At 60.6% G+C, this 26160-nt stretch carries 24 protein-coding genes and 1 other RNA gene; 10 read left to right on the top strand and 15 right to left on the bottom strand.

The features are described 5' to 3' along the window. Positions 1 to 6 precede the first annotated feature (6 nt). The 6 genes from AC1DY9_RS01500 (at position 7) to xth (ending at position 6157) form a co-directional block, all read left to right on the top strand. On the top strand, positions 7 to 1428 hold the full coding sequence (locus AC1DY9_RS01500; RefSeq protein ID WP_457280086.1) for an FAD-binding oxidoreductase: 1422 nt from the start codon (positions 7 to 9) through the stop codon (positions 1426 to 1428). A 70-nt stretch (positions 1429 to 1498) separates the two neighbouring features. After that, a complete protein-coding gene (locus AC1DY9_RS01495; RefSeq protein ID WP_477665638.1) occupies positions 1499 to 2329 on the top strand; it encodes a thymidylate synthase in 831 nt (276 codons plus the stop codon). Further along, entirely contained in the window at positions 2326 to 4215 is a 1890-nt protein-coding gene (locus tag AC1DY9_RS01490) for a M48 family metallopeptidase (RefSeq protein ID WP_477665637.1), read from the top strand. The genes AC1DY9_RS01495 and AC1DY9_RS01490 overlap by 4 nt, the downstream gene beginning before the upstream one ends. A gap of 5 nt (positions 4216 to 4220) precedes the next feature. Then, on the top strand, positions 4221 to 4703 hold the full coding sequence (locus AC1DY9_RS01485) for a dihydrofolate reductase (protein ID WP_457280083.1): 483 nt from the start codon (positions 4221 to 4223) through the stop codon (positions 4701 to 4703). 44 nt (positions 4704 to 4747) lie between these two features. Further along, entirely contained in the window at positions 4748 to 5338 is a 591-nt protein-coding gene (locus AC1DY9_RS01480; RefSeq protein WP_477665636.1) for a DUF4337 domain-containing protein, read from the top strand. A gap of 42 nt (positions 5339 to 5380) precedes the next feature. Beyond that, the gene (gene xth, locus AC1DY9_RS01475) at positions 5381 to 6157 is read left to right on the top strand and encodes an exodeoxyribonuclease III (protein WP_477665635.1); all 777 of its coding nucleotides are present in this window, start codon (positions 5381 to 5383) and stop codon (positions 6155 to 6157) included. 298 nt (positions 6158 to 6455) lie between these two features. Here the strand turns inward: xth and ntrC are convergent, their stop codons facing one another. The 9 genes from ntrC to AC1DY9_RS01430 form a co-directional block, all read right to left on the bottom strand. Further along, entirely contained in the window at positions 6456 to 7976 is a 1521-nt protein-coding gene (ntrC, locus tag AC1DY9_RS01470; RefSeq protein WP_477665634.1) for a nitrogen regulation protein NR(I), read from the bottom strand. Positions 7977 to 8070: 94 nt separating this feature from the next. Next, positions 8071 to 9180, bottom strand: coding sequence for a nitrogen regulation protein NR(II) (gene glnL / locus AC1DY9_RS01465; protein ID WP_477665633.1), 1110 nt, complete (start codon positions 9178 to 9180; stop codon positions 8071 to 8073). 41 nt (positions 9181 to 9221) lie between these two features. Next, the gene (locus AC1DY9_RS01460) at positions 9222 to 9752 is read right to left on the bottom strand and encodes a hypothetical protein (protein ID WP_477665632.1); all 531 of its coding nucleotides are present in this window, start codon (positions 9750 to 9752) and stop codon (positions 9222 to 9224) included. A 181-nt stretch (positions 9753 to 9933) separates the two neighbouring features. Next, a complete protein-coding gene (gene glnA / locus AC1DY9_RS01455) occupies positions 9934 to 11349 on the bottom strand; it encodes a type I glutamate--ammonia ligase (protein ID WP_431097519.1) in 1416 nt (471 codons plus the stop codon). 227 nt (positions 11350 to 11576) lie between these two features. Continuing rightward, entirely contained in the window at positions 11577 to 12401 is an 825-nt protein-coding gene (locus AC1DY9_RS01450) for a competence/damage-inducible protein A (RefSeq protein WP_477665631.1), read from the bottom strand. Between the two features lie 24 nt (positions 12402 to 12425). Next, positions 12426 to 13352, bottom strand: coding sequence for an EI24 domain-containing protein (locus tag AC1DY9_RS01445; protein WP_477665630.1), 927 nt, complete (start codon positions 13350 to 13352; stop codon positions 12426 to 12428). A gap of 122 nt (positions 13353 to 13474) precedes the next feature. After that, complete coding sequence (locus tag AC1DY9_RS01440; RefSeq protein WP_477665629.1) at positions 13475 to 14431, bottom strand: sterol desaturase family protein; 957 nt, start codon at positions 14429 to 14431, stop codon at positions 13475 to 13477. 5 nt (positions 14432 to 14436) lie between these two features. Next, positions 14437 to 15285 carry a polysaccharide deacetylase family protein gene (locus AC1DY9_RS01435; protein WP_477666026.1) on the bottom strand — a complete coding sequence of 283 codons (849 nt, stop codon included), beginning with the start codon at positions 15283 to 15285 and terminating at the stop codon, positions 14437 to 14439. 151 nt (positions 15286 to 15436) lie between these two features. Beyond that, positions 15437 to 16453, bottom strand: a complete 1017-nt coding sequence (locus AC1DY9_RS01430) for a YVTN family beta-propeller repeat protein (protein WP_477665628.1) — start codon at positions 16451 to 16453, stop codon at positions 15437 to 15439. Positions 16454 to 16594: 141 nt separating this feature from the next. On the opposite strand from AC1DY9_RS01430, the gene AC1DY9_RS01425 reads away from it, so the two are divergent. Further along, positions 16595 to 17401 carry an alpha/beta fold hydrolase gene (locus tag AC1DY9_RS01425; protein ID WP_477665627.1) on the top strand — a complete coding sequence of 269 codons (807 nt, stop codon included), beginning with the start codon at positions 16595 to 16597 and terminating at the stop codon, positions 17399 to 17401. A gap of 119 nt (positions 17402 to 17520) precedes the next feature. On the opposite strand, the gene AC1DY9_RS01420 is transcribed toward AC1DY9_RS01425, so the two are convergent. From AC1DY9_RS01420 to ompA, 6 genes are all read right to left on the bottom strand, one after another. Next, positions 17521 to 18114, bottom strand: coding sequence for a putative pterin-binding protein (locus AC1DY9_RS01420; protein WP_477665626.1), 594 nt, complete (start codon positions 18112 to 18114; stop codon positions 17521 to 17523). A gap of 79 nt (positions 18115 to 18193) precedes the next feature. Next, positions 18194 to 18940, bottom strand: a complete 747-nt coding sequence (locus AC1DY9_RS01415; RefSeq protein WP_477665625.1) for a pseudouridine synthase — start codon at positions 18938 to 18940, stop codon at positions 18194 to 18196. A 124-nt stretch (positions 18941 to 19064) separates the two neighbouring features. Next, positions 19065 to 19451, bottom strand: a transfer-messenger RNA (tmRNA) gene (gene ssrA, locus AC1DY9_RS01410). A gap of 12 nt (positions 19452 to 19463) precedes the next feature. After that, on the bottom strand, positions 19464 to 20129 hold the full coding sequence (locus tag AC1DY9_RS01405; protein WP_477665624.1) for an HAD family hydrolase: 666 nt from the start codon (positions 20127 to 20129) through the stop codon (positions 19464 to 19466). A 28-nt stretch (positions 20130 to 20157) separates the two neighbouring features. Beyond that, entirely contained in the window at positions 20158 to 20865 is a 708-nt protein-coding gene (gene ubiG / locus AC1DY9_RS01400) for a bifunctional 2-polyprenyl-6-hydroxyphenol methylase/3-demethylubiquinol 3-O-methyltransferase UbiG (RefSeq protein ID WP_477665623.1), read from the bottom strand. 66 nt (positions 20866 to 20931) lie between these two features. Further along, entirely contained in the window at positions 20932 to 21570 is a 639-nt protein-coding gene (ompA, locus tag AC1DY9_RS01395) for an outer membrane protein OmpA (RefSeq protein WP_477665622.1), read from the bottom strand. Positions 21571 to 21821: 251 nt separating this feature from the next. On the opposite strand from ompA, the gene gyrA reads away from it, so the two are divergent. The 3 genes from gyrA to serC are packed head-to-tail and all read left to right on the top strand — an operon-like array spanning position 21822 to position 26148. Continuing rightward, complete coding sequence (gene gyrA, locus AC1DY9_RS01390) at positions 21822 to 24470, top strand: DNA gyrase subunit A (RefSeq protein ID WP_477665621.1); 2649 nt, start codon at positions 21822 to 21824, stop codon at positions 24468 to 24470. Next, a complete protein-coding gene (locus AC1DY9_RS01385; protein ID WP_457280059.1) occupies positions 24470 to 25045 on the top strand; it encodes a DUF2059 domain-containing protein in 576 nt (191 codons plus the stop codon). Before gyrA ends, AC1DY9_RS01385 begins: the two co-directional genes overlap by 1 nt. After that, positions 25042 to 26148, top strand: a complete 1107-nt coding sequence (gene serC, locus AC1DY9_RS01380; RefSeq protein ID WP_457280058.1) for a 3-phosphoserine/phosphohydroxythreonine transaminase — start codon at positions 25042 to 25044, stop codon at positions 26146 to 26148. The genes AC1DY9_RS01385 and serC overlap by 4 nt, the downstream gene beginning before the upstream one ends. The last annotated feature ends 12 nt before the right edge of the window (positions 26149 to 26160 follow it).

Below are 26160 nucleotides of genomic sequence, written 5' to 3'. Positions count from 1 at the left end.
AACATCGTGAGCACACACACCCAACTGATTGAGTCCCTGCGCCAGATCGTCGGCGCACCCAATGTCCTGATTGATGGCGACCTGACGCCCTGGGTACAGGACTGGCGCAGGCGCGAAACCGGCAAGGCCCTGGCCGTGGTGCGTCCTGGCTCCACGCCTGAAGTCGCGGCCGTGGTGAAAGCCTGCGCCGCAGCACGCGTGAGCATCGTGCCGCAAGGCGGCAATACCGGCATGGTGGTAGGGTCGACACCCGACGACACCGGCACGCAGGTCGTGCTCAGCCTGACACGCATGAACAAGGTGCGCACGCTGGACGCCGGCAACCTGACCATCACGGTCGATGCCGGCTGCGTGCTGCAAAACCTGCAGGAAGCCTGCGAAAAAGCCGGTTTCCTGTTTCCCCTGAGTCTGGCCTCGGAAGGAAGCTGCACCATTGGCGGCAACCTCGGCACCAACGCCGGCGGCACCCAGGTCGTGCGCTACGGCAATACGCGCGACCTCTGCTTGGGCCTGGAAGTCGTCAACGCGCAGGGCGAAATCTGGGACGGCCTCTCTGGCCTGCGAAAAGACAACACCGGCTACGACCTGCGCCACCTGTTCATCGGCAGCGAAGGCACGCTGGGCGTGATCACCGGCGCCATCATGAAGCTGTATCCCATGCCCAAATCCCAGCTCACCGCCTTTGCGGCCGTGCCGTCGCTTGAGGCCGCCGTACAGCTGCTGGGCCTGGCGCATGAGCACCTGGGCTCCGGCCTGACCGGTTTCGAAGTCATGGGCCAGTTCGCACTGGGCCTGGTGGCCAGGCACTTCCCGCAACAACGCGTGCCTTTCTGGCAAGAGCACGCCTGGTGCGTGGTTCTGGAGAACTCGGACAACGAATCCGAAGCCCATGCGCGTGAATGCTTCGAACGCTTGCTGGAAGCCGCCATGGAAGCCGGTTGCGTTGCCGACGCCGTGGTCGCCGAGAGCATGGCGCAGGCGCACGCACTGTGGCACATCCGTGAAAGCATCCCGATGGCGCAGGCCGAAGAAGGCCTGAACATCAAGCACGACATCTCGATCAACGTGTCGCGCATCCCCGAATTCGTGACTGAAACCAATGCCCTGCTGCTCGCGCGTTTTCCCGGCGCGCGCATGGTCGTCTACGGCCACCTGGGCGACGGCAACCTGCACTACAACGTGCAGGCGCCGGAGAATGAAGACCAGGCACGTTTCCTGAACGAGCAGGAGACGCCCATGAATGCCCTGGTCTACGAAGCGGTGGACCGCTACCGGGGCTCGATCTCGGCCGAACACGGTGTGGGGAGCCTCAAGGTCAACACGCTGCCCAAGCACAAATCACCTGTGGCTCTGGACATGATGCGCGCCATCAAACAGGGCCTGGACCCTCATAACCTGATGAACCCGGGACGGGTGCTAAAGGCATAATTAAACCTTTGGCCGCACGCCGCCCCGCCGGCCCCCSCCCCCCTCCTGACCCCAAGCCGACTGGTTGTAAATGACCCGCTCCATCCGCTCTCAATATGAAGATTTCATGCGCCATGTGGACACCCACGGCGCCTTCAAGGCCGACCGCACCGGCACCGGCACGAAAAGCGTGTTCGGCTACCAGATGCGCTTTGACCTGAATGAGGGCTTTCCGCTGGTGACCACCAAAAAGGTTCACCTCAAATCCATCGTGCATGAGCTGCTGTGGTTTCTGCAGGGATCGAGCGACAACAACTGGCTCAAGGAACGCGGCGTCACGATCTGGGACGAATGGGCGCGCGAAGACGGTGACCTGGGCCCGGTTTATGGCGTGCAATGGCGCAGCTGGCCAACGCCGGATGGCGGCCACATCGACCAGATCAGCGAAGTCATCAAGACGCTGAAGACCAACCCTGATTCGCGCCGCATCATCGTGAGCGCCTGGAACGTGGCCGACCTCTCCAAGATGGCGCTCATGCCCTGCCACGCGTTTTTCCAGTTCTATGTGGCGCCATCTGAAGTCCAGGGTCAGCCCGGCAAACTGAGTTGCCAGCTCTACCAGCGCAGCGCTGACATTTTCCTGGGCGTGCCTTTCAACATTGCCAGCTACGCTCTCCTCACCCACATGGTGGCGCAACAATGCGGCCTGGGTGTGGGTGATTTCATCTGGACCGGTGGCGACTGCCACATCTACAGCAACCACCATGAGCAGGTGGCCTTGCAGCTGAGCCGCAAGCCTTTTGCCTACCCCACGCTGCAGATCAAGCGCAAACCCGAATCGATCTTTGACTATCAGTTTGAAGATTTTGAGTTTCTCGAGTATCAGCATCACGACGCCATCAAGGCGCCGGTAGCGGTGTGACATCCGTGCAGGCAGGCGCTCCCTCCGCAGCGCCGGCTTCCACGTTCAATTCGCGGCAACGGTTTTCACTCACACTGCTGGCTCTGGCCTCGGAGCTGATCTTTGTGACGGTGGTCATCTTGCCGATCGCGCCCTTCGTGATGCTTCAGGCCGCCATTTGGGGACCCGGTTTTGCCGCGGTGTTTGGCCTCGCGGCCTTTCTCTTCCTGTGGTGGCTGGTCCAGCCCTCGCCCGGCACGGTTGGCCGGCACACCATTCGCCGTGAAGAAGCACCCGCGCTCTTTGAGATGGTGGACGGCTTGTGTACCAGCGCCGCGGCGCCGCGCATCCACCGCATCGTGCTGGACAACGAACTGAACGCGGCGGCTTATCAAACCGGCGGCTTCCTGTCGTTGTTTGGCAGCCGCCGCACTCTCATACTGGGTGTCCCCTTGCTGAAGATGCTGAACAAGGACGAAGTGAAAGCCGTCATCGCGCACGAGCTGGGGCACTTTTCCCGCAACCACGGGCGTCTGGGTCACTGGATCTACAGGGTGCGGGCCAAATGGGACCACTACCTTCACATGCAAGGCAACGACAGCTTCGTGGATGGGGGGCTGAAGGCCATCGCGTCCTGGTTTGTTCCCTACTTTGTCTCGCGATCATCCAGCTGGTCCCGCCAGTGTGAATTCGAGGCCGACGCCGTCGCAGCGCGGACTTCCTCAGCGCGCCACCTCACCGACGCTCTTGCCAGGCTGGAATTTATTTCTTTTCTTCTGGCCCGGAAACTGCCCACGCAATTGAGCAACCTGCGCATGCAATCGGCGCAAGCGCCCGGCAACTTCTGGGGGCTGACATCCGATTTTGTCGAGGCCCATGGCAGCTTCATGCCGCAGGCGCTCGCGGAGGGAGCCAGCCGCCCACGGCGTGCGCAAGACACCCACCCGCCGCTGCATGAACGTGCGGCGGCGCTCGGCCTGCAGGTCGAGCCGCCGCCGGTTGAAAGCTCGCCCTGCGCCGGAGACATGCTTCTCGGCAAGGAATGGGCCCGGGTTTTGTCGGCCTGCAATGAGGATTGGCAGAAAAACACGCAGGCCGACTGGCGATTCGAACACCTGCGGATGCGGTGGCTGGTGGCCGGTGGGGTGCATGTGCTCTTCTCCGAACAAACGCCCGCCCAGACCGAACTGGCGACGGCGATTGTGCAAGAGCAGTTGCAGAGCGACGACTCAAGCCTGACCCTGCTGTCTGCAGCGGCCGCCCGCCATCCCGAAATGGCCATGGCCCGGTTCTACTTCGGCCTGGCGTTGCTCGAAAGAGGCGACAACGCCGGCGTCGAGGAATTGCGGCAATCGATCCGGCTGGACAAACGCATCGCCCTCGGGGCGCAGAACGTCATTTGCGGCTATCTCGCATCGCACGGCGACCCGAAGGCCGCACGTGAAGCCGTCATACGCCGCCGCTACACGCACAGGAGGCTGACGCCGCTGTACGAGCAGTTGTGGGAGGCCCTCCTGTGCCGCCCTGTACGCGCCATCGCACCCGGTGCGGCGCCGCTTCTGGCGGAGGTGCTGGCGGGTGAATCACTGACCGACGGCTGCTGGGCCGTGCAGCTGGACCTGCCCGACGCGGCAGGCCTGTCTCATACCGTGAATATCCTCGTGGTGCGGATTGACCATGAGCAAGCCCACACAACCGGCCTTGGCGAAGACGCGCTTCGCTCGCGTTACCAGGACTACCTTCAGGCCGTCACACCGCCCGACCAACTGGCGATGGTGCACACTGTCTATACCTCCGAGGCGCTCAATCCACGCCTGCTCAAGCAACTGCAAGCAGTTCCCGGCAGCGCGATCATCGCGCCGGCCAGGCCCCTGAATCTGGATATCATCCGGATCGATTCCCTCTGAACACCATGAAAATCCACATGATCTTCGCCCGCGCCGCCAACGGCGTGATTGGCCGCGACAACACCATCCCCTGGCGCCTGCCGGAAGACATGGCGCGCTTAAAGCGCCTGACGACCGGCTGGCCGGTCATCATGGGCCGCAAGACCTGGGATTCATTGCCGGTGAAATTCCGCCCGCTGCCCGGCCGCACCAACATCGTCATCACGCGGCAGCCTGACTGGAAAGACACCGGCGCCGAAACGGCCGCGAGCCTGGCCGACGCGCTGGCGCTGTGCGCATCTTCAGCCGAGGTGTGGATCCTGGGCGGCGCGCAGATTTACGCGCAGGCGATGCCGCTGGCAGATCGCATAGAAGTCACAGAGATCGCCGAAACTATTGAGGGCGACGCCTACGCGCCGCCCTTGGGGCCCGAATGGCGGGAGGCCGCACGTGAAAATCACGTGTCGGCCAACGGAATGAAGTTCAGCTTCATCACCTACCAAAAATAAAACCATCCATAACAGATAACAACACACACACGAGGGAAACAGATATGTCAGGAGGCGGATTTCACGTACACGGGCCCCACGACCATGAGCTCGAGCATGCGGCTCAAGGCGGCCACGGCGGCCACGACAACGGCGGCATGATCGCGCAAATCGCGGTCATCACGGCCATCATTGCCACCATAGGCGCCATCTTTGCCTACATGGGCGGTGCCACGCAGGCCAATGCGGGCTTGTATAAAAACAACGCGGCCATCAAGAAGACGGAAGCTTCCAACCAGTGGAATTACTTCCAGTCGAAAAGCACCAAGCAGTCGCTGGCCGAACTCGCCCGCGACCTGGCGCCTGAGGACAAAAAAGCCGGCTACCAGGGCAAGGTAGACCGCTACGAAAAGGAAAAGAATGAGATCAAGGCCGGCGCCGAGAAGCTAGAAGCCGAAGCCACCACCTGGGACAAGTCGTCCGATGAGCAGATGCACCAGCACCACCGCTGGGCGCAGGCCACCACGGTGCTGCAGGTGGCCATTGCCCTTGCGGCCATTGCGCTGCTGACCCGCAAGAAGTGGCTTGAATACGGCATGTTCGTCGTGGCCGGTGTGGGGCTGGTCATCGGCGTATTTGCCTTGCTACATATTTGATAGCTGCTGGCGCAGGTCCTTATTGGGCTGGAGCACTAAATCATGAAAATTTCCACCTGGAACGTCAACTCCCTCACTGCGCGGCTCGCGCATGTGCTGAACTGGCTTGCGGCCAATCCGGTCGATGTGTTGTGCCTGCAAGAGCTCAAGATGACGGACGACAAGTTCCCGCTGGAAGCGCTCAAGGCCGCCGGCTATGAAGCCGCCGCTTTCGGCCAGAAAACTTACAACGGCGTGGCCATCCTGTCGCGCACGCCGCTGCGTGATGTCGTGAAAAACATTGTCGGTTTTGAAGACGAGCATTCACGCGTCATTGCCGCCACGGTGGATGGCCCTGCGGGACCCGTCCGGGTGCTGAACGGCTATTTCGTCAATGGGCAGGAGCCCGGCAGCGAAAAGTTCGCCTACAAGATGCGCTGGCTGGGAGGTCTGCAGGCTTATGTACGCGCGGAGATGGCAGCCCACCCACAACTGGTGTTGCTGGGCGACTTCAACATCACACCGGAAGATCAGGATTCGTTCGACCCGGAGGGCTTGCGCGACACCATTCACCACACGAAGGAAGAGCGTGAGCATTTCCGCCAGCTGGTGGCGCTGGGCCTGACCGACAGTTTCCGCATGTTCGAGCAGCCGCCCAAAAGCTTTTCGTGGTGGGACTACCGCATGCTGGGCTACCAGAAGAACCGCGGCCTGCGCATCGACCACATCCTGGTCAGCGACGCCCTGAAGCCGCAAGTCAAAGGCTGCACCATAGACCGCGTGCCCCGCAAATGGGAAAAGCCCAGCGACCATGCGCCGGTGACCGTGGAGCTGGGCTGACCCCCGTCCAGGCTCACTTCGTGTAGCCCGTTCCCCCAAAAGTGATGCACCCCTGTCCAAGCTCACTGCGTGTAGCTTGTTCCCCCCTCAAGGGGGCGGCGCCTGCGGCCCGGCAAAGCCGGTTCCGCGGCTGCCCACTGGTGAATACCAGCCCTCACTGCTTACGCACTGAACTCTTAAAACCAGCATGAGCCGCGGGACTGGCTTTGCCAGACCGCAGGCGGGGGGCCCCCTCGGGGGGCAGGAAGCTACACGAAGTGAGCGACCGTGGGGGCCACATCCACCGTGGGGGCCACATTCACTCCAGGTTGAGCTCCTGAATCTTGCGCGTGATGGTATTGCGGCCTATGCCTAACTTTTGAGCGGCCTCAATGCGGCGCCCGCGTGTATTGACCAGTGCGGTCTGAATCAGCTTGGATTCAAAACGCCGGGTCAGCACATCCCACACATCGCTGCGACCGGTCGCCAGCAACGCCAGGGCTTCTGCTTCAAGACCACTTTCCCAGCTTTGTTCAGGGCCAGAGACCGGCGGAACCGGTACGGCCGCTTCAGCCCCATGGCTGGCAGGAGTTTTCTCCGCGGCGCCTGCCGACCACTCCGCTTTGGCCGCCCCAACCTTCTCTGCGAAAACGGGGTTTCTGCCCGATTCGGGAACAATGCCCAGCACTTCGGGCGGAAGATCCTTGGGCTCAATCACCTGCGCCGGCGCCATGACGGTGAGCCAGTGGCAAATGTTTTCGAGCTGGCGCACATTGCCGGGAAAACCAAAGTTGCTGAGCTGCTGCAGCGCTGTATCGGAAATCCGCTTGGGCTCCACACCGAGCTGCTTGGCGCTTTGTTGCAGGAAGTGGCGTGTCAGCATGAAGACATCCTCGCGCCGCTCGCGCAGTGCGGGCAGGCGCAGGCGGATCACATTGAGTCGGTGGAACAGATCTTCGCGGAAGCCGCCCTCCTTGACGCGTTGCTCCAGGTCCTGGTGAGTGGCAGCGATCACGCGCACATTGGCCTTGACGGCGTTGTGCCCGCCGACGCGGTAGAAATGGCCGTCACTCAGCACACGCAAAAGGCGCGTCTGCAAGTCAAACGGCATGTCGCCGATTTCATCGAGAAAGAGCGTACCGCCCTCAGCTTGTTCAAAGCGGCCGCGCCGCATGGTCTGCGCGCCGGTGAACGCGCCGCGCTCATGACCGAACAGTTCGCTTTCCAACAAATCCTTGGGGATGGCCGCGGTATTGATGGCCACAAAGGGCCCGTTGGCGCGCGGCGAATGCTTGTGCAGCGCACGCGCCACCAGTTCCTTGCCTGAACCGGACTCACCGGTGATCATCACGGTCACCATGCTCTGGCTCAGCCGTCCGATGGCGCGGAAAACGTCCTGCATGGCCGGCGCCTGGCCAAGCATTTCGGGCGCGGAGGCCATGCGCTCTTCAGCCACCTCTTCGCGCTGGCTTTCTTCCACTGCGCGGCGAATGAGTTCTACCGCCTTTGGCAAGTCAAACGGCTTGGGCAGGTATTCGAAAGCGCCGCCCTGGAAGGCGGACACCGCGCTGTCGAGGTCGGAGAACGCGGTCATGATGATGACCGGCAGGCCGGGGAGTTTTTCCTTGACCTTTTCGAGCAGGTCGAGGCCAGAGCCGCCCGGCATGCGTATGTCGCTCACAAGAATTTGCGGCCCTTCATCCTCCGTCGCGCTTTCCAGTGCGGCAAGAACTTCGCGGGGATTGGTGAAACTGCGCGTAGGAAGGTCCTCGCGGAGCAGGGCCTTTTCCAGAACAAACCGGATGGACTGGTCATCATCAACGATCCAGATCGGTTTCATGTAGTGCAGTCCCTTTTTTCGTGCTTTCAATGCAGGGCTTTCTGGAACCCTCTGCACGATCGCGTTATGTATCAATCATGGCTGAGAACACATTTCAAGGCAGCGGTATAAGCAGCTTGAAATCTGTACGGCCCGGCACACTGTCGCACTCAATCAAACCGTGGTGTTGCTGGACAAAGGTTTGCGCCAATGTCAGCCCCAGCCCCGAACCACCTTCCCGCCCGGATACCAGCGGATAGAAGATGCGGTCTTTGATGGAGTCCGGCACACCCGGTCCATTGTCGATAACATGCAATTCCAATGCCAAGCGATAGCGCTGCTTGCCAAAAGTTACCTGCCTGGCGATTCTTGTCCTGAAAGTGATGTGCGCATTGCCTGCCGCCACCCGTTCCACCAAAGCCTGCGCGGCGTTGTGTGCGATGTTCAACACCGCCTGAATGAGCTGTTCGCGGTCTCCGCGGAAATCAGGAATCGAGATGTCGTAGTCGCGTGTAACCCTCAAACCTTTTGGGAACTCCGCCAGGATCAGGGAGCGCACGCGCTCACACACTTCGTGAATATTGACATCGCCCACCAAGTGCGGGCGGCGGTGCGGGGCCAGCAGGCGATCTACCAGCGTCTGCAGGCGGTCTGCCTCATGGATGATGACCTGGGTGTACTCGGTCAGGTCCTTGCCGATTTCCATCTGCAGCAACTGCGCAGCGCCGCGAATACCGCCCAAGGGGTTTTTGATCTCGTGGGCCAGGTTGCGGATCAACTCCTTGTTGGCCTGCGCCTGGTCGATCAGGCGCTCTTCGCGCTCCTGCTTGGCCTGCTGCTCCAGCGGCAGCAGCTCCACAATCGCCTCACCCGGGGTGTCGGTTTGCGCCACCACCACATGCACGGGCAGCGGTTCGTGGTTCAGGCGCCTGAGCCACGCGTCGTAACGCAGGGCGGCAAATTCATTGCTGCCCGCGCCCTCCAGCGCATTTTGCAAAATGAGCGGCTCGGTAAAGCAATCGGGGAGCTGCGAGCCTTCAATGGTCCGCCGCGAGGTGCCCAGCGCGTCTTCCAGCGCGGCATTGGCAAACACCACAGTGCCGTCGGTACGCACCACAGCCACCAGCGTGGCCAGCAGGTCAAACGCCTGAAAGCGGGGGGGAAGTCCGGTGACCGGGACGGACGATAAAGCGGCACGGATGGAGGGCTTGTTCAAGCCATCCATTTTCCTCCAGAAGCCGGCTCGCCGCGGCTTATCGCCTTGGTTTAATTGACGACGGCGGCTGAGGCCGGGGCAGGCAGGCGGGAAATTTCGCGCTTCAGGCCGGCAATGTCACTCTGGTTACGGGTGATGCTGTCCTTGAGCTCGGCCACGCGGTCCAGGTAGCGCTGGTAATTACGGCTCTCAATGCCCTGTTTTTCAGGTTCACCGTTGTTGAATTCTTTTTGCTGCTCGGCCAGCTTGGCTTCGGCCTTTTTCAACTCGGCCTCAAGGATGGCGCGCGAATCGTTGTCGCGGGTCCGCTGTTCGGGGCTACCATCGGTGCGCGGGCCACTGGAGCCTGCGGCCGCAGCCACGCGAACCGCGGCTTTGGGCACCGGCGTGCTCTGCATCACCGTCACATTGCCGCCGGACAGCAGTTTGCAGCTCCGGGTTTGGGCGTCTTTTGTGTTGTTGATGTATTCAGGGGCCGCACCCCCGACTCCTGCGCAGCGGTATACCTGCTGCGCCCATGCAGCATTCCCCGCGCCAGCCAGCAGCAACGACAAGGTAGAAAGCAATAAGGTGTGTTTCATAGGTACTCCCGATGCCCAATAAGGGCGAGGACGGTCTATCAGTATGCGGCAAAGGCGCCGAAATACAAAGCCAGCAAACCCACAACCGGCTTGGGCAATAAAAAAGGACGGCATATGCCGTCCTTTTTTGACCACAAACTGTGTAAATAAACAGTAGGCGGTTGGGCTTTCGCCCCCCTGATTACAGGGAGTAGTACATCTCGAATTCGATAGGGTGGGTCGCCTGGCGCAGGCGGGTCACTTCACCCATCTTCAGTTCAATGTAGGCGTCGATCATGCTGTCGGTGAACACACCGCCCTTGGTCAGGAAGCTGCGGCCCACGTCGAGTGCGTCCAGCGCCTGGTCCAGGCTGTGGCACACGGTTGGTACTTTTGCATCTTCCTCGGGTGGCAGATGGTACAGATCCTTGGTGGCGGCTTCGCCGGGATGGATCTTGTTTTCCACGCCGTCCAGACCCGCCATCATCAGGGCCGAGAAGCCCAGGTAAGGGTTCATCAGTGGATCGGGGAAACGCGCTTCGATACGGCGGCCCTTTGGATTGGCAACGTAAGGAATGCGGATCGATGCCGAACGGTTTTTGGCCGAGTAAGCCAGCTTGACCGGCGCCTCATAGCCAGGAACCAGACGCTTGTAGCTGTTGGTGCCTGGGTTGGTGATGGCGTTCAGGGCGCGTGCATGCTTGATGATGCCGCCGATGTAGTACAGGGCGAAATCAGACAGGCCTGCATAGCCGTCACCGGCAAACAGGTTTTTGCCGTCTTTCCAGATGGACTGGTGAACGTGCATGCCGGAGCCGTTGTCGCCGACAACAGGCTTGGGCATGAAGGTGGCGGTTTTGCCGTAGGCGTTGGCCACGTTCTGCACGACGTATTTCAGGACCTGGGTCCAGTCGGCGCGCTGAACCAGCGTGCTGAAACGGGTACCGATTTCGTTCTGGCCGGCACCGGCCACTTCGTGGTGGAACACTTCGACGGGGATGCCCAGCGACTCGAGGATCAGGGCCATTTCGGCGCGCATGTCTTGCGTGCTGTCGACAGGAGGCACGGGAAAGTAGCCGCCCTTGACGGTAGGACGGTGGCCGCGGTTGCCGCCTTCGAGCTTGGCACCAGAATTCCAGGGCGCTTCGTATTCTTCGATCTTGAAGAAGGTGCCCGACATGTCGGTGTTCCAGCGCACGTCGTCAAAGATGAAGAATTCTGGCTCGGGGCCGAAGTAAGCAGTGTCGCCCAGGCCGGAAGCCTTGAGGTAAGCCTCTGCGCGCTGCGCGATGGAGCGCGGGTCGCGGTCATAGGCCTTGCCGTCGGCGGGCTCAAGCACGTCGCAGCTCATGAACAGCGTGGTTTCTTCAAAGAACGGATCGATGTTGGCCGTCTTTGGGTCAGGCATCAGTTGCATGTCGGAGGCTTCAATGCCCTTCCAGCCGGCAATTGAGGAGCCGTCGAATGCATGGCCCGACGTGAATTTGTCTTCGTCAAAGTGGGACACGGGCACGGTCACGTGCTGTTCTTTGCCCCGGGTATCGGTAAAACGAAAGTCAACAAACTTGACTTCGTTTTCCTTGACCATTTTCATGACGTCTGCGACGGTCTTTGCCATCAAAATCTCCTGTTGCTGGATGGGTGGTTGAAAAATCTATTCGGGCTGTCGAATGCACTTTTTGTGCCACAGACATTGGCGGTTGAGTTTCCCGCCAAGCCCCGGATTGTGCCGTGATCTGGCTTCAGTTCCAGCCTTTGGCAGGCTGAAAATGCAAAAAACACCGGCCAGCACCGAATGCACCATGATCGTGCATCAACATACACGCACAAGCTTGGTGCAAAAAATTAACGCACCAACTCGGGGCCTAACTTCAGGTCAAATTTGTGCAGCCCGGCCAGCATGGCTGGATAGGCCAAATTGACCGCCTCGGGCGCGCCTTTGACGCCCAGTTCAATATGGCGGCCATATTCCGGGTGGTCCACGCTGGGCAGGCTAAACACTTTCACTCCCGCATGGGCCGCTTCAATATCGAGCATCAGGGGCGTGAGCATGGCCTCCATGGACCCAAAAATGATCACCGACTTCTCGGTGTAAGGCGATTTTTGGTGCAGGTGGGCGTACTGGTTGTCGAGCACCCATTCAATCATCGGCCAAGCCATCACCGGGAAGCCGGGAACGAAGTGAACCGCCCCCTGCCCCGCCCGGCAGGTAAAGCCCGGTATCTTGTTATAGGGGTTCGGAATAATCTCCGCGCCGACCGGAAACACGCCCATGTTCAACCGGTGGATGTTGTCGTCGCGGTCAGGCTCGTAGGGTGTCCCCTGCTCTTTCGCCACATCCGCCATGCGCTCAAGGATCAGGGTTTTGGCCGTGGGGTGCAGCGCGAGCTCAAGGCCCAGCGCCTTGGCCGCGCACTGCCGCGTATGGTCGTCCGGTGTGGCCCCTATACCGCCGCAGGAAAAGACCACGTCGCCGTGTTCACGCGCGGCGGCAAACGCCCGCGCCAGCGTGGCCGTGATGCGGGCGGGGTCGTCGCCCACGTAGTCGGCATAGGCCAGCTGCAAGCCGCGCGCGCCCAGCAGTTCGATGGCTTTGGGCAGGTGCTTGTCGGCACGTTTGCCGGAAAGGATTTCGTCGCCGACGATGATGAGGCCGAATTGTGGGGTCATGTTCAGGCTTGTCAGGTAACGGGTTCAGGGTTGTGATTCGGGCTTGCCGCCCAGTGAGCCGAAGCTGGGCGCCGGCCCGGGGAGGGCATCGGGGGCCAGCTCATTTGCTATCGATTCAATAGCTGCTTGCGCAAGCGGGTCGGGCGCCAGGGCATTATTCTTCTTGCGAAGTTGTTCCAGGGCCGACAGCGTATAGTGCGCAAACCAGAGCGAGGAAAACGCAAACACCAGGGTGTAGATCCAGATGGCCACCGGCACCAGGATGGGCGCCATTGCCACAAACATCGCGCCCGAGGCCCACAGCAGGCTGGGGGCCGCACCCAGGTAACCGCTGAACACACCGATCGCCAGCAGCGGCAGGCGATGCTCCTTGAATATCTGGCGCCGCTCTTCACTGCTGGCGTGGTCCACCATGGCGTCATAAGACATGACACGGTAAGTCAGCCAGCCCCAGATCAGCGGCGGCAGCACCAGGATCAGCGGTGGAATCAGCCAAAGCGGAATCGAAACGACCAGCGCCACCACGGCCAGCAAAGTGGAGCCCAGCGACCAGAACAGGCTGGTAAACAGGGAGCCTCCACGCTTGCGCTCCATCTGGGGAAAGCGCCGTTCAGCCACCAAGGCCACCATGGCCGGCGTCATGAGCAATGCCACGAAGAGCAGTGAGACGATGATGATCACGGGGATGATCAAAAGCAGGAGCAGCACCTTGGGCAGTACAGACTGCAGCTGGCCCAGGCCCAATCCCTCCAGCCAGCGAACCATGGCATCAACCAGCTCGAAGCTCCCAAGTTGCACGCGGATGGCTTCCGCAGCACTGTCCCAGAAGAAGTAGCCCAGGGTCAGCGAAACCCCCCCCATGATCACCAGCGGCAGGATCGACAGCACAATGACCCGCGGGTGCAGGCAATACATCGCGGCGCGCCAGAAGGCGTCAAGGAGTTTGCTCATGCTGAAAGTGTAGCCCCCACAGTCGTTCACTGCGTGTAACTCCTTGCCCCCGAGGGGGCCGCCCGCCTGCGGTCTGGCAAAGCCAGTCCCGCGGCTCATGCTGGGTTAAGAACTCAGCAAGTTCAGGCTTTGCCAACGAGGCGTTTCAGGCCCAGCCACTGCTGCGACCAGAAACCTTTGCCGTAGTCGCGGTTGGCTTCGACCTGGTCGCGAATGCCCGTCGGGTCATAACGCTGCTCAAAATTGACAGTGCGGAACAGCATGTCCCACCAGGGGAGCAGCACGCCGAAGTTGTGGCCCCCCAGTGTTTTGGGTCCGTGGCTTTCGTGGCCAATGCCAATGCTGTGGTGCAAGCGGTGAAAGCGCGGGCTGATCCACAGGCGCTCGCCCACATGCCCGAACCACATCCGCACATTGGCATGCTGAAAGCTCTCGCTGAGCTGGGTAAAGGCCACGATGGCAATGAACTGCCCCGGCGCCACGCCGATGAGCTGGGCCACCAGCACGACGATGGAATCAACCAGGATGTCGTCCAGCAGGTGGTTGCGGTTGTCGCTCCACATCGTCATCTGCCGCTGCGCATGGTGCAGCGAATGCAGGCGCCACCACCACTCGATCTGGTGCTGGCCGCGATGCGTCCAGTACGCCACAAAGTCAAACACCACGAGGTAAATCGCGAAGCTGACGAGGGCGTTGTCCGTCACACCTGGCCAGAGCTGGTCCAGGTGGAAAGTGCCATAGCCGGCCGTGCGCAGCGCGCCAAAAGCCTCGTCAAACCACGGGTCCAGCGTGAAAAACAGCGCGATGCGAAACAGGCCCAACCGGTGGATCAGGGTGTAGAGCACATCGGTGCGTATGGTGGCCCGGTCCAGCACGGGTTCTACCGGCCGCCAGCGCTGCAGCGGGCCGACGATGGCCAGCAATATCAGCACCTGGATCACGCCCACCATGAACCAGGCAGTGGCGTCGTAGCCGTCTTCCAGCAGATTGCCCATGCCCAGCGCAAACATGGCCGGCTGTACGGCCGACTCAAACAGCCACTGCTGCGCCATTGAAAAGAGATCGCTGAACCAGTCCATGTGGCTTATTTTGAAGGCCTGGCAGGCACCGGGGCGGCCTGCGACGCAATCCAGTCTTTGTACTGGGGATGTTCAGCCAGGGTCTTGAAGCAAAAGCCCCGCGACTGCAGGCCGGTGATGAGCGGCTCCAGCACGGCAGGCGCCCAGGGGTCCTTGCGCGACCAGATGCCCAGGTGGGCCAGCAGGATGTCGCCGGAGCGGATGTCGCGCAGCGCCTTCTTCAGCAGGAAATCATTGCCGAATTTTTCGCTGGACAGCTCGTCGCCCAGAAAACCAGCGGGCGACCAGCCCACATGCTCAAAGCCGCAGGACTTGGCCGCCGCCAGCAACGCGGGCGAGGTTTTACCGCCCGGCGCACGAAAGAGCGGCAGTGTTTTTTTTCCGGTGATTTCTTCGAGGCGTTTGCTGGACTTGCCGATTTCCTCGCAGTACTGCTTCGCCGTCCAGGTGAAGTCCTTGCCTTCCAGCGGGCCCGCAGAAGGCCGCATCTTGAACTGCACCGGTGCACCGGGTGCGCCGGGTACATCGCCCCGCCAATAAACGTGGTCCCAGGTGTGCGAGGCAAATTCGTGGCCTTCGCCCGCCCGCGCCTTCCACCAGCCAGCCCACTGTGTGCCCAGGCTGCCATCGCCGGTTTGCGTGCGCTCATTGGCGRCAAAAAAGGTGACCTTGACCTTGTGTCTGTTCAACACCTCAGCCATCAGCGGCGCAACAGCCATGTGGCCGGTGTCCAGCGTCAGGTAGACGGGTTTGCAGGCCGCTTCGGCCGGCTGCGGTGCATTTTGTGCGGCTTTTTGTGCATTGTTTTTGCCTGCAGCCCAAGCAGGATGAGCGCAAGCAGCTGCAAAAATGATAGCAAGTAACGCCCGCAGCGGACCCGGTGCAGCGGCGGTCCACTGGGACTCTTCAAGCAAGCAGGGGCCGCGGAACCGGCTTTGCCGGGCCGCAGGCGCAGCGGCCCCCCCGGGGGGCAGCGACCCACACAAAGTGGGGGAGCGTGGGGGCCTATCTAGGTGCGTGGTCAAGCGTCCAGACGCCATGGGGGCTCTTTCCAACATTGACCTGCCGGACGATCTTGTGGCTTGCCACGTCGATCACCGTGAGCTTGCGCGCCCAGCGCGATGTGACCAGTATCTGCTTGCCGTCACGGCTCACGTCGATACAGTCAGGGCCGCCCGGCGCGGGGTAGTTGTCCACCACTTCCAGGGTCTGCAGGTCGATCTTGCTGATGCTGTTGGCCACGCGGTTGCTGACCAGCACATGCCGTTTATCGCCGAAGGCGCGGAACGCGTGCGCGCCGGCGCCGGTCTTGATGACCTTGGTGCGCTGCGGCTGCGCGCCGCTCACGTCATACACCTCGACGGCGTCGCCGCCGGTCAGGCCCACCAGCAGGTGCTTGTCGTCGGCAGTGCCGTACACGTCAGCCGGGATGGAACCGGTCTTGACACGCCACTTGATGGACTGGCTGGGCAGGTCGATGGCGATCAGCTCGTCGCTGTCCTGCATGGTCGAATAAATCGTGGTGCTTTTGGTGTCGATCCACAAATGGCTCGGTGTCCGGCCGGTGGCCACCCGCCTGGCCAGCGTGATGTCCTTGCCGTCCCACTTGTAGATGTCGATGTGGTTGAGGCGGTTGGCGGCCGTCACAAACCATTTCATGTCGGGAGAAAAGCGCAGCTGGTACGGGTCGATGATGCCGCGCACCGTGCGCTGCACTTCAGCGGTTTTCGGGTCGATGAAGGTGAGCGAGTCCGACAGCGCGTTGGCAACAATCACCGACTTTTCATCGGGCGTGAGGTACAGGTGATGCGGCTGCTTGCCGGTGGCAATGCGTCTGGTTTCCGTCCAGGTGGCCGGGTTGATCACGCTGACACTGTCTTCGAGCGAGTTCAGCACAAAAACAGGCGTTGTGATTCCCGAAAGTGCGGCACCAGCGGCGGCCGTCTGGGCAAAGGCGGTGGAGCATGCCAAACCGGCAAGGGCAAGCAGCCAGGCGGCGGCAAAACGGACGAAAACATTCACAAAAACGGTCTTTCTACGTGCAACCGGCTAGTGTACCGGGCGTCAGCCATGGCAAATGCCTGAAGGTGCCCAAAAGTCCTCTGCGGCCCCTTTTTCCAACGCCAGATTCGCCCAATCGTTTACATCCTTTACGATGCAGCGATGAATTTGATGGAGATCAACGGCGCGCGCCTGGAGGTCAGGCACATCGCCGGGCGCGCCGACCTCGCTCCGGTGGTTTTCCTGCATGAAGGCCTGGGCTCGGTCAGCCTCTGGACGCAACGCGGCCTGGACTGGCCCCAGGCGGTATGCACGGCAACCGGACGGGCGGGTATGGTGTATTCGCGACGCGGCTATGGGCAGTCAGAGCCCGTACCAAACGTACGCGGTGAACCGGCAAAGCAGAACGGCCAGCGCACCGGCCGCCTGCTACCCGACTACATGCACCGCGAGGCCTGGGAGGTGTTGCCCGCGCTGCTGGATACGCTGCGGGTTGAAAACCCCGTGTTGCTCGGCCATTCCGACGGCGCCAGCATCGCCCTGCTCCACGCCAGCCGGCACCCGGTTTCGGCCTGCATCGCGATGGCACCGCACGTGCTGGTCGAAGACATCGCAGTTCAGGCAATTGCCCAGGCGACCACTGCATTCGAGTCTGGCGGCCTGCGCGAACGCCTGGCTCGTTACCACGCTGATGTGGACGTCGCTTTCTGGCAATGGAACGATGTCTGGCTGTCGCCGGACTTTCGCAACTTTGACATCCGGCCGGACTGCACGCGCATTGCGGCGCCGCTGCTGCTCATCCAGGGGTTTGATGACGAGTACGGCACGATGCGGCAACTGGACGAGATTGCGCTGGCCGTACCCCATGCCCGTCAACTGAGGCTGGCCGCCTGCGGACACTCACCCCAGCGCGACCAGCCTGAAAAAATGGTTGAAGCGATCACTGACTTTCTCAAAGACATCGATTGAACCGCTTGACGGGTGCTACGTTTTTTATAGCTTCTTGCGCCCGTCCCTATTGGCTAAAAGACCGATTTCATCTGGAAAAAGAAGGCCTGGACCGTCATTTCAACGGGAGCAGGCGCCGCTCAAGCCTCTTTGACTTCGATGTGGTACATCGCCCACGGGCAGGATGCAAAGCGCGCCGGCAGCGGCTTGGCAGCCATGTCGGAAAAACGGTCGGCATCGTACACCGCCCAAAGCGGACCCAACCCACCCAGCGTCATGGGCTGGCCGTCCAGGTGGGTGGCAACGATGAAGCGGTATTTGCTGGCTTCGGCGGCGGTGACCTGGGCTGCATAGCCGTCCACGGCGCGCAGGAAAAGCGTCGTCTTGTCCGTCAACTTCACACCGGCAGCTTTCATAACATCGGCCAGCAAAGGGCCTTTCAGGGTGTGCGGCTTGCTGTCGTATTCCAGCGTCGGCTTGATAGTGACAGCCGGCAGCGCGGTGAGCGCGGCAAAGTCAAAGGCATGGGCCTTGTCGAACTGGATTTTCTGCTTGCCCATCATCTGGTCGAACGCCGGATCGAAGGCGCCGCGGTTGCCCGCGCCGATCCGCCCGCTGACGGTTAACAGGACTGGGCCTCGCGACGCTTTTGGCGCGTGCTGCGCCAGGGCCAGCGACGGCGCGGCCACGGCACCGATTGCGGCGGCATTCAGGAATTGACGGCGTGGGTTCATGTTTCCTCCAGGTTTGCTTTTTGCGAAGCTGGCAGCGTAACCGCTTGCCGCCGCGTCTGGGTCAGGTTTTTTACCGGTTTCAGGGGGTTTTGGCCGAAGGCACTGAAATGCTCGCCATGTCTTGCGGCGTCAGCCAGCGCCATTCGCCGGGTTTCAGGTCAGGCGGCAAATCCAGCGAACCGATGCGTGAACGGTGCAAGCCGCCCACTTCCTCGACCCGGTTGCCCACCGCGGCAATCATGCGCTTGACCTGGTGGTATTTGCCTTCGGTGAGGGTCAGGCTGAGCTGGTTTTCACCAGTTTTTTCACACGCGGCGGCTCGCACGGGTTTCGGGTCGTCGTCCAGCACCACGCCAGCCAGCAGTTTCTGGATTTGCTTGTCGTCGACCGGGTGCTTGGCCCGCACCTCGTACACCTTGGGCACATGGTGCTTGGGCGAACTCATGCGGTGGATGAACTTGCCGTCATCCGACAGCAGCAAAAGACCCGTCGTGTCCTGATCCAGCCGCCCTACCGCCTGCACGCCGGCAGCCGCGCCACCGCCGCGCTGGCGAATCGGCGCCGGCAGCAGGGTGTAAATACTGGGATAGGTGCTGGGCTTTTGCGAGCATTCGTAGCCGGCCGGTTTGTGCAGCATCAGGTAGGCTTTCTCGTGGTACTCCCAGGCCACGCCCTGCACCGTGAAGTGCAGGCCTTCTGCTATGAATTCCATAGCTGGTTCCGCACAAAGGACGCCCGCTACAGCCACAAAACCCTGTTGAATAAGCCCCGCGCACACGCGCCGCGTGCCAAAGCCCTGAGAGAAAAGAATTTCTTGAAGTTGCATGCTTGCCATGGGGCTATTGTCGCCCGGTACCAGGGCGGCGGGCATGAGCAGGGAGCAGACAGGCACCCCGAAAATACGCGCCCAATGAAAAAGCCCAACCGGTAAAGGCTGGGCTTTCGTGAAGTGGTGGAGCTGGGGGGATTTGAACCCCCGTCCGCAAGCCTTGTTCGGGCAGATCTACATGTTTAGCGGTCTGATTTGAGTCTCGCCACCTGTGTCGCGCAGTCGCACGCTACACAGGACGCCAGCACCCTATTTTCTTGCCCCGGGTTAAGGTACCCAGCCCGGAGCCAGCCGATGAAATTATCTTTACAGCCGGGAGCATTTAACTTGCGCTAAACACCCCTTGCCCAGCCCATCGGCCTGCTGTTGTAAAGCTCACTGGCAATTAAGCAGCGAGTGCGAAACGTTCGTCGTTTGCAGTTAGTTTGTTTGAATCAGTTTTACGAGCACACTCAGCTCGACATGCACCACACCGCGTCCGAACCCACGTCGAAACCAATGCAGCCCCAGGAAGCCTAGTTTACGCCATTCGCAGCAAATTCAAGAGCGCGCCGGGCGCCGCGATAGTGGCATCGGCCTTCCAGCCCTCGGTATCGGCGGCTTTGCCGAGGTAGCCGTAGGCTGCGGCCACCGTGGGCATGCCCGCGGCCCGGCCTGCGAGGATGTCGCGCTCGTCATCGCCGACATAAATGCAGCGCCCGGGGGCAAGCTCGAGCTGGCGTGCCGCTTCCAGCAAGGGAGCCGGATGGGGTTTGGCATGCGGCGTGGTGTCGCCACTGATGATGGTTTTCGCTGTATTGAACAAAGGCATGGCCTTGGTCAGCGGAATGGTGAAGCGGGCGGACTTGTTGGTCACCACGCCCCACTTCAGCCCCATCTGGTCGATGCGCGCGATCAGATCCGCCACCCCCTCAAACACTGAGGTGTTTTCGGTCATGCGCGATTCGTAATTGCTGAAAAACTCTTCCCGGAGCACGCCAAAGCCGGTGTCTTCGGGCGTCAACCCAAAAGCCACGGCAATCATGCCGCGCGCACCCGCGCCGGCCATGGGACGGTAAAGCGCAAGGGGCAGCGATTCCAGGCCACGGTCCGTGCGCATTTTGTCGGCCGCTGCGCCCAGATCAGGGGCACTGTCAATCAGGGTGCCGTCGAGGTCGAACAGCACGGCATCGGTGTCTTTGAACATGTAGCGCGAATGTGGGTAAAAACGAGACTCAGCTCTTTTGCGTGGCCAGCAGGTAATTCACGCTGGTGTCCGCACTGAGCCAATAGTGACGTGTCAGGGGGTTGTATTCCATGCCCCGGGTTTGCTCAAGCGAGAGACCGGAGACGCGGCAGTATCCGGCCAGTTCACTGGGTTTGATCAGTTTGGCGTACTCGTGGGTGCCGCGTGGCAACATATTCAGTACGTATTCCGCCCCAACGATGGCAAACAGAAAGGCCTTGGCATTGCGATTGATGGTCGAAAAAAACACATACCCCCCAGGCTTGACCAGCGCGGCGCAGGCTTTGACGATGGAAGACGGGTCGGGCACGTGCTCCAGCATTTCCATGCAGGTGACAACGTCAAAACGGCCAGGCTGCTCGGCTGCCAGCGCTTCGGCGCTGATTTCACGGTATTGGACACCCTCGGTCTGTGCCTCCAGCGCGTGAAGCTGGGCGACTTTCAGCGCTTTGGTCGCCAAATCGATGCCCAGGACATCGGCGCCTCGGCGCGCCATCGAGTCGGCCAGGATGCCGCCGCCGCAGCCGACGTCGAGTACACGCAGCCCTTTAAGTGGGACCAAACTCTCGATCCAGCCCAGGCGGAGCGGATTGATCTGGTGCAAGGGGCGGAATTCACTTTCGGTGTCCCACCAGCGGTGGGCCAGGTCTGAGAATTTCGCCAGTTCGGCGGGGTCGAAGTTATCGCTGATAGACATGACGCATTATCGTTGAGGCATAAAAAAACCGCGCCGTAGCGCGGTTTTTTAAGCGATCCGAAAGGATTACTTGTTGGCGCGGGTGCCAACCACTTCGATTTCCACGCGGCGATTCTTCGCGCGGCCTTCGGCGGTCTTATTGTCAGCAACTGGCTGTTTCTCGCCCTTGCCTTCAGTGTAGACGCGGTTTTTCTCGATGCCCTTGGACACGAGATATGCCTTGACGGCTTCCGAACGGCGAACCGACAGCTTCTGGTTGTAAGCATCGCTACCCACGGAGTCAGTGTGACCCACGGCAATGATGACTTCCAGGTTGATGTCCTTGATCTTGCCGACCAGGTCATCCAGCTTGGCTTTGCCTTCTGGCTTGATCACTGACTTGTTGAAGTCAAAGAAAGCGTCAGCAGCGTACGTAACTTTCGTTGCGGCAGGAGGAGGAGGAGTGGCAGGAGTAGGGGCAGGCTTCGCAGCTTGACCAGCAACCGGAGGAGCAACAGGAGCCATTGCAGGGGCAATTGCGCCATCGCAACCAGGCGCTGCAGTAGCAGGCGTCCAATAAGCGTCACGCCAGCACAGTTCGTTGGTACCGTTTTTCCAGACCAGTTCGTTGGAACCGTTTTTCCAGTTGTCGATAGTTTGTGCACCAGCGGCGGTAACAAGCGCTGCGGAAGCAAACAACATTGCCACTTTGTTGAGTTTCTTCATGGTTCTCCTCTAGAGAAAAGCCGCAGACTGGCTGCGATTAGTAATTTACACGCCGTGAGTGACCATCACTCAAAGCGTTACATCGATTGTGCCACACCTGCCTGAACCTTCAAGCACGCTATCGGCTTCGTCTGACACAGACTTAAGATTCTTCAGCATTTGTTGCTGTCCCGCCACAGGCCATCGCTTTAAACTCCGGCCTTAAAATCAGCGGTTTCCTTCAAGATCTCGAAATCCCAACCAGGCCGCTCATGACCCAGTTCGCTAAAGAAACCCTGCCCATCAGTCTTGAAGAGGAAATGCGGCGAAGCTACCTCGATTACGCGATGAGCGTGATCGTGGGGCGGGCTCTGCCCGATGCAAGGGACGGCCTCAAGCCGGTACACCGGCGCGTGCTTTTTGCCATGCACGAACTGAACAACGACTGGAACCGTCCTTACAAAAAGTCAGCGCGTATCGTCGGCGACGTGATCGGCAAGTACCATCCGCACGGCGACCAGTCAGTCTACGACACCATTGTGCGGATGGCCCAGGATTTTTCCCTGCGCCACCTGCTGGTTGACGGTCAGGGGAATTTCGGCTCTGTCGATGGCGACAACGCCGCGGCCATGCGCTACACCGAAATCCGCCTGTCAAAAATTGCCCATGAGCTGCTCGCCGACCTTGACAAGGAAACTGTCGATTTCGGCCCCAACTACGACGGCAGCGAGCAGGAGCCGCTGGTCATGCCGACCCGCTTGCCGAACCTGCTGGTCAACGGATCGGGCGGTATTGCGGTGGGCATGGCGACCAACATTCCGCCCCACAACCTCAACGAAGTGGTCGATGCATGCCTTCACATGCTGAAAAACCCGGGGGCCTCCATTGACGAATTGATGGAGATCGTGCCCGCACCGGACTTCCCCACGGGCGGCATTATTTACGGCATCAATGGCGTCAAGGACGGCTATCGCACCGGCCGCGGCAAGGTGGTCATGCGTGCCAAGTGCCATTTCGAGGACATCGACAAGGGCCAGCGCCAGTCCATCATCGTCGACGAGCTCCCCTACCAGGTCAACAAAAAGACGCTTCAGGAGCGCATGGCCGAGCTGGTGCACGAGAAGAAAATCGAAGGCATCAGCCATATTCAGGATGAGAGCGACAAGTCGGGCATGCGCCTGGTGATCGAACTCAAGCGTGGCGAAGTGCCCGAAGTAGTGCTGAACAATCTGTACAAGCAGACCCAGCTGCAGGACACCTTCGGCATCAATATGGTGGCACTGGTCAATGGCCAGCCCAAGCTTTGCAACCTGAAGGACCTGATCCAGGTCTTCCTGTCGCACCGCCGTGAAGTCGTGACGCGCCGTACCGTGTTCACGCTGCGCAAGGCACGGGAGCGGGGACACGTGCTGGAAGGCCTCGCAGTGGCCCTGGCCAATATTGACGACTTCATCGCCATCATCCGAAATGCCCCCACGCCTCCCGTCGCCAAGGCCGAGCTGATGCTGCGCCCCTGGGACAGCAGCCTGGTGCGCGAAATGCTGACCCGCACGCGTGCCGATGGCGGCGTGGTGAACGCCGATGACTACCGCCCCGACGGTCTCGAGAAGATGTTTGGCATGGGCAACGACGGGTTGTACCGCCTCTCGGAAACACAGGCACAGGAAATCCTGCAGATGCGCCTGCAACGCCTGACCGGCCTGGAGCAGGACAAGATCGTGGCGGAGTACAAGGAAGTCATGGCCGAGATCGACGACCTGCTCGACATCCTGGCCAAGCCTGAGCGAGTGTCCATCATCATTGGCGAAGAACTGACAGCCATCAAGCTGGAATTCGGCCAGACAAAGCTCGGCGCTCGCCGCAGCCAGATCGAGCACAGCTCGTTCGATCTCAGCACCGAAGACCTGATCACCCCCACTGACATGGTGGTGACGCTTTCACACACCGGCTATATCAAGAGCCAGCCGCTGTCGGAATACCGGGCACAAAAACGCGGTGGCCGCGGCAAGCTGGCCACCGCCACCAAGGAAGACGACTGGGTCGACCAGCTCTTCATCGCCAACACGCACGATTACATCCTGTGCTTTTCCAATCGCGGCCGGCTCTACTGGCTCAAGGTCTGGGAAGTACCCGCCGGTTCTCGCGGTTCTCGCGGTCGGCCCATCGTCAACATGTTCCCCCTGCAGGAAGGTGAAAAAATCACCGTCGTCCTTCCTCTCACGGGCGAAAAGCGCAGCTTCCCGGCTGATCAATACGTCTTCATGGCCACCTCCATGGGCACCGTGAAGAAAACCGCTCTCGACGAATTTAACAATCCGCGTAAGGCCGGCATCATCGCGGTCGATCTTGACGCAGGCGACTACCTGATTGGTGCGTCGCTGACCGACGGCAAGCACGACGTGATGCTGTTCAGTGACGGTGGCAAGGCCGTGCGCTTCGATGAGAACGACGTGCGCCCCATGGGCCGCAATGCACGCGGCGTGCGCGGCATGATGCTCGAAGACGGCCAGGGCGTGATCGCCATGCTGGTCGCCGAAGACGAGCAGCAAAGTGTGCTGACAGCCACCCAGAACGGATATGGCAAACGCACGTCCATCACCGAATACACACGTCACGGCCGCGGCACCAAGGGCATGATCGCCATTCAGCAGAGCGAGCGCAACGGCAAGGTGGTTGCGGCCACACTGGTTCACGTGGACGACGAGATCATGCTGATCACCGACAAGGGCGTGCTGGTCCGCACGCGCGTCAGCGAAATCCGCGAAATGGGAAGGGCTACACAGGGTGTTACGCTCATCGGCCTTGATGAAGGTTCACAATTAAGCGGCCTTCAGCGCATCGTTGAAAACGATGCCACGCTGGATGAACCCGATACTGAAACCGGTACCGGCACAGACACCCCCAACATCGAAAGTACCTGATGAAAAACTTCCTTACCGCTATCACGATCGCTGCCATGGCCTGCGGCGCCACGGCTGTTCACGCGCAAGCAGCAGATCCGAAAACAGAGCTGGCCAAAAAAGTGGTCGCGCTGCAGCAAGGGCCGGAGCTTGACCGGCTGGTGAACCAGCTTGCGGGCACCACGGCGCAGGAACTCATTGTTAAATGGGCTCCAAAAATGGAGGCAAATGTTCCCAAAGCCAAGCAGCCAAAAGCGTCTGAAGAACTTAACGCCGAACTCAAGAAATATGCCGATGATGCGAGCCAGCTGATCAGCAAGCAGGTTAGCAAAGTCAGCGCCGAATCGCTGGTACCTGCGTATGCAGAGCGGTTCACACAGGAAGAACTCCAGCAGCTTGCTGCTTTTTTTGAATCACCTGCCGTCAAGAAATACCAGGCTACGGCGCCCGAGCTGGGCAATGTCTTTGTACAAAAGCTGGTAGAAGCCTCGCGTGCCGACGTCCTCGCACGTGCCAAGCAGTTCGACGACGTGGCGCTGAAGATCATTGGCACCGGCCCCGCGCCGGGAGCAGGCAAGCCGCCCGCCAAGAAATGACCCGTCCTTTCAATTTTTCCGCTGGCCCGGCGAACCTGCCCGAAGAGGTCTTGCGGCAGGCGGCGGGCGAAATGCTGGACTGGCACGGCAGCGGCATGAGCGTGATGGAGATGAGTCACCGTGGAAAGGAGTTCATTTCCATTTATGAAAACGCGGAGGCCGATTTCCGCGAGCTGATGGCCATTCCGGCCCACTTCAAGATCCTGTTCATGCAGGGCGGCGGACTTGCCGAAAATGCCATTGTTCCCCTCAATGTCTCGCAGGGTCGTTCGGCCGATTTCGTGGTAACAGGCAGCTGGAGTGAAAAATCGCAAAAAGAGGCACGCAAGTATTGCGATGTCCAGGTCGCTGCGAGCAATGCAGACAACGGGCACACGCTGCTACCACCTCCGTCCGGCTGGAAGCTGCGGCCGGACGCAAGCTACGTCCACCTGTGCACCAATGAAACCATCCACGGTGTGGAGTTTCAAAGCCTTCCAGACCTTAAGGCCTTGGGAAGCGATGCGCCACTGGTCATCGATTTTTCCTCTCATGTAGCATCGCGGCCGGTTGACTGGTCTCTCGTTGGCCTGGCATTTGGTGGTGCACAAAAAAACCTGGGGCCTGCAGGTGTCACGCTGGTGGTCATCCGGGAAGACCTGCTTGGCCGTGCGCTGGCGATTTGCCCCAGCGCCTTTGACTACAAGACCGTAGCGGACAACCAGTCCATGTACAACACGCCCCCCACGTACGCAATCTACATTGCAGGCCTTACCTTCGCGTGGCTCAAGCGCCAGCAAGAAGGCGGCGCTACCGGCATTGCCGCAATGGAAGCGCGCAACAAAACCAAGGCGCAGTTTCTGTATGACGCCATTGACGGCTCGCAGTTTTATCTCAACAAGGTCGACAAAAACTGCCGGTCCCGGATGAACGTTCCATTTTTCTTGCGGGACGAGTCACGGAACGACGCGTTTCTCTCAGGTGCCAAGGCACGGGGCTTGCTTCAGCTCAAGGGTCACAAGTCAGTGGGAGGGCTGCGCGCCAGCATTTACAACGCCATGCCACTGGCCGGTGTCCAGGCACTGGTGGAGTACATGCGAGAATTCGAACAAAAACACGCCTAGGATGAAATGTTT

The sequence above is a fragment of the Polaromonas sp. P1_F6 genome (assembly GCF_056405695.1).
The sequence above is the reverse complement of the archived record's forward strand: the minus strand, read 5'-3'. Positions and strand labels throughout refer to the sequence as shown.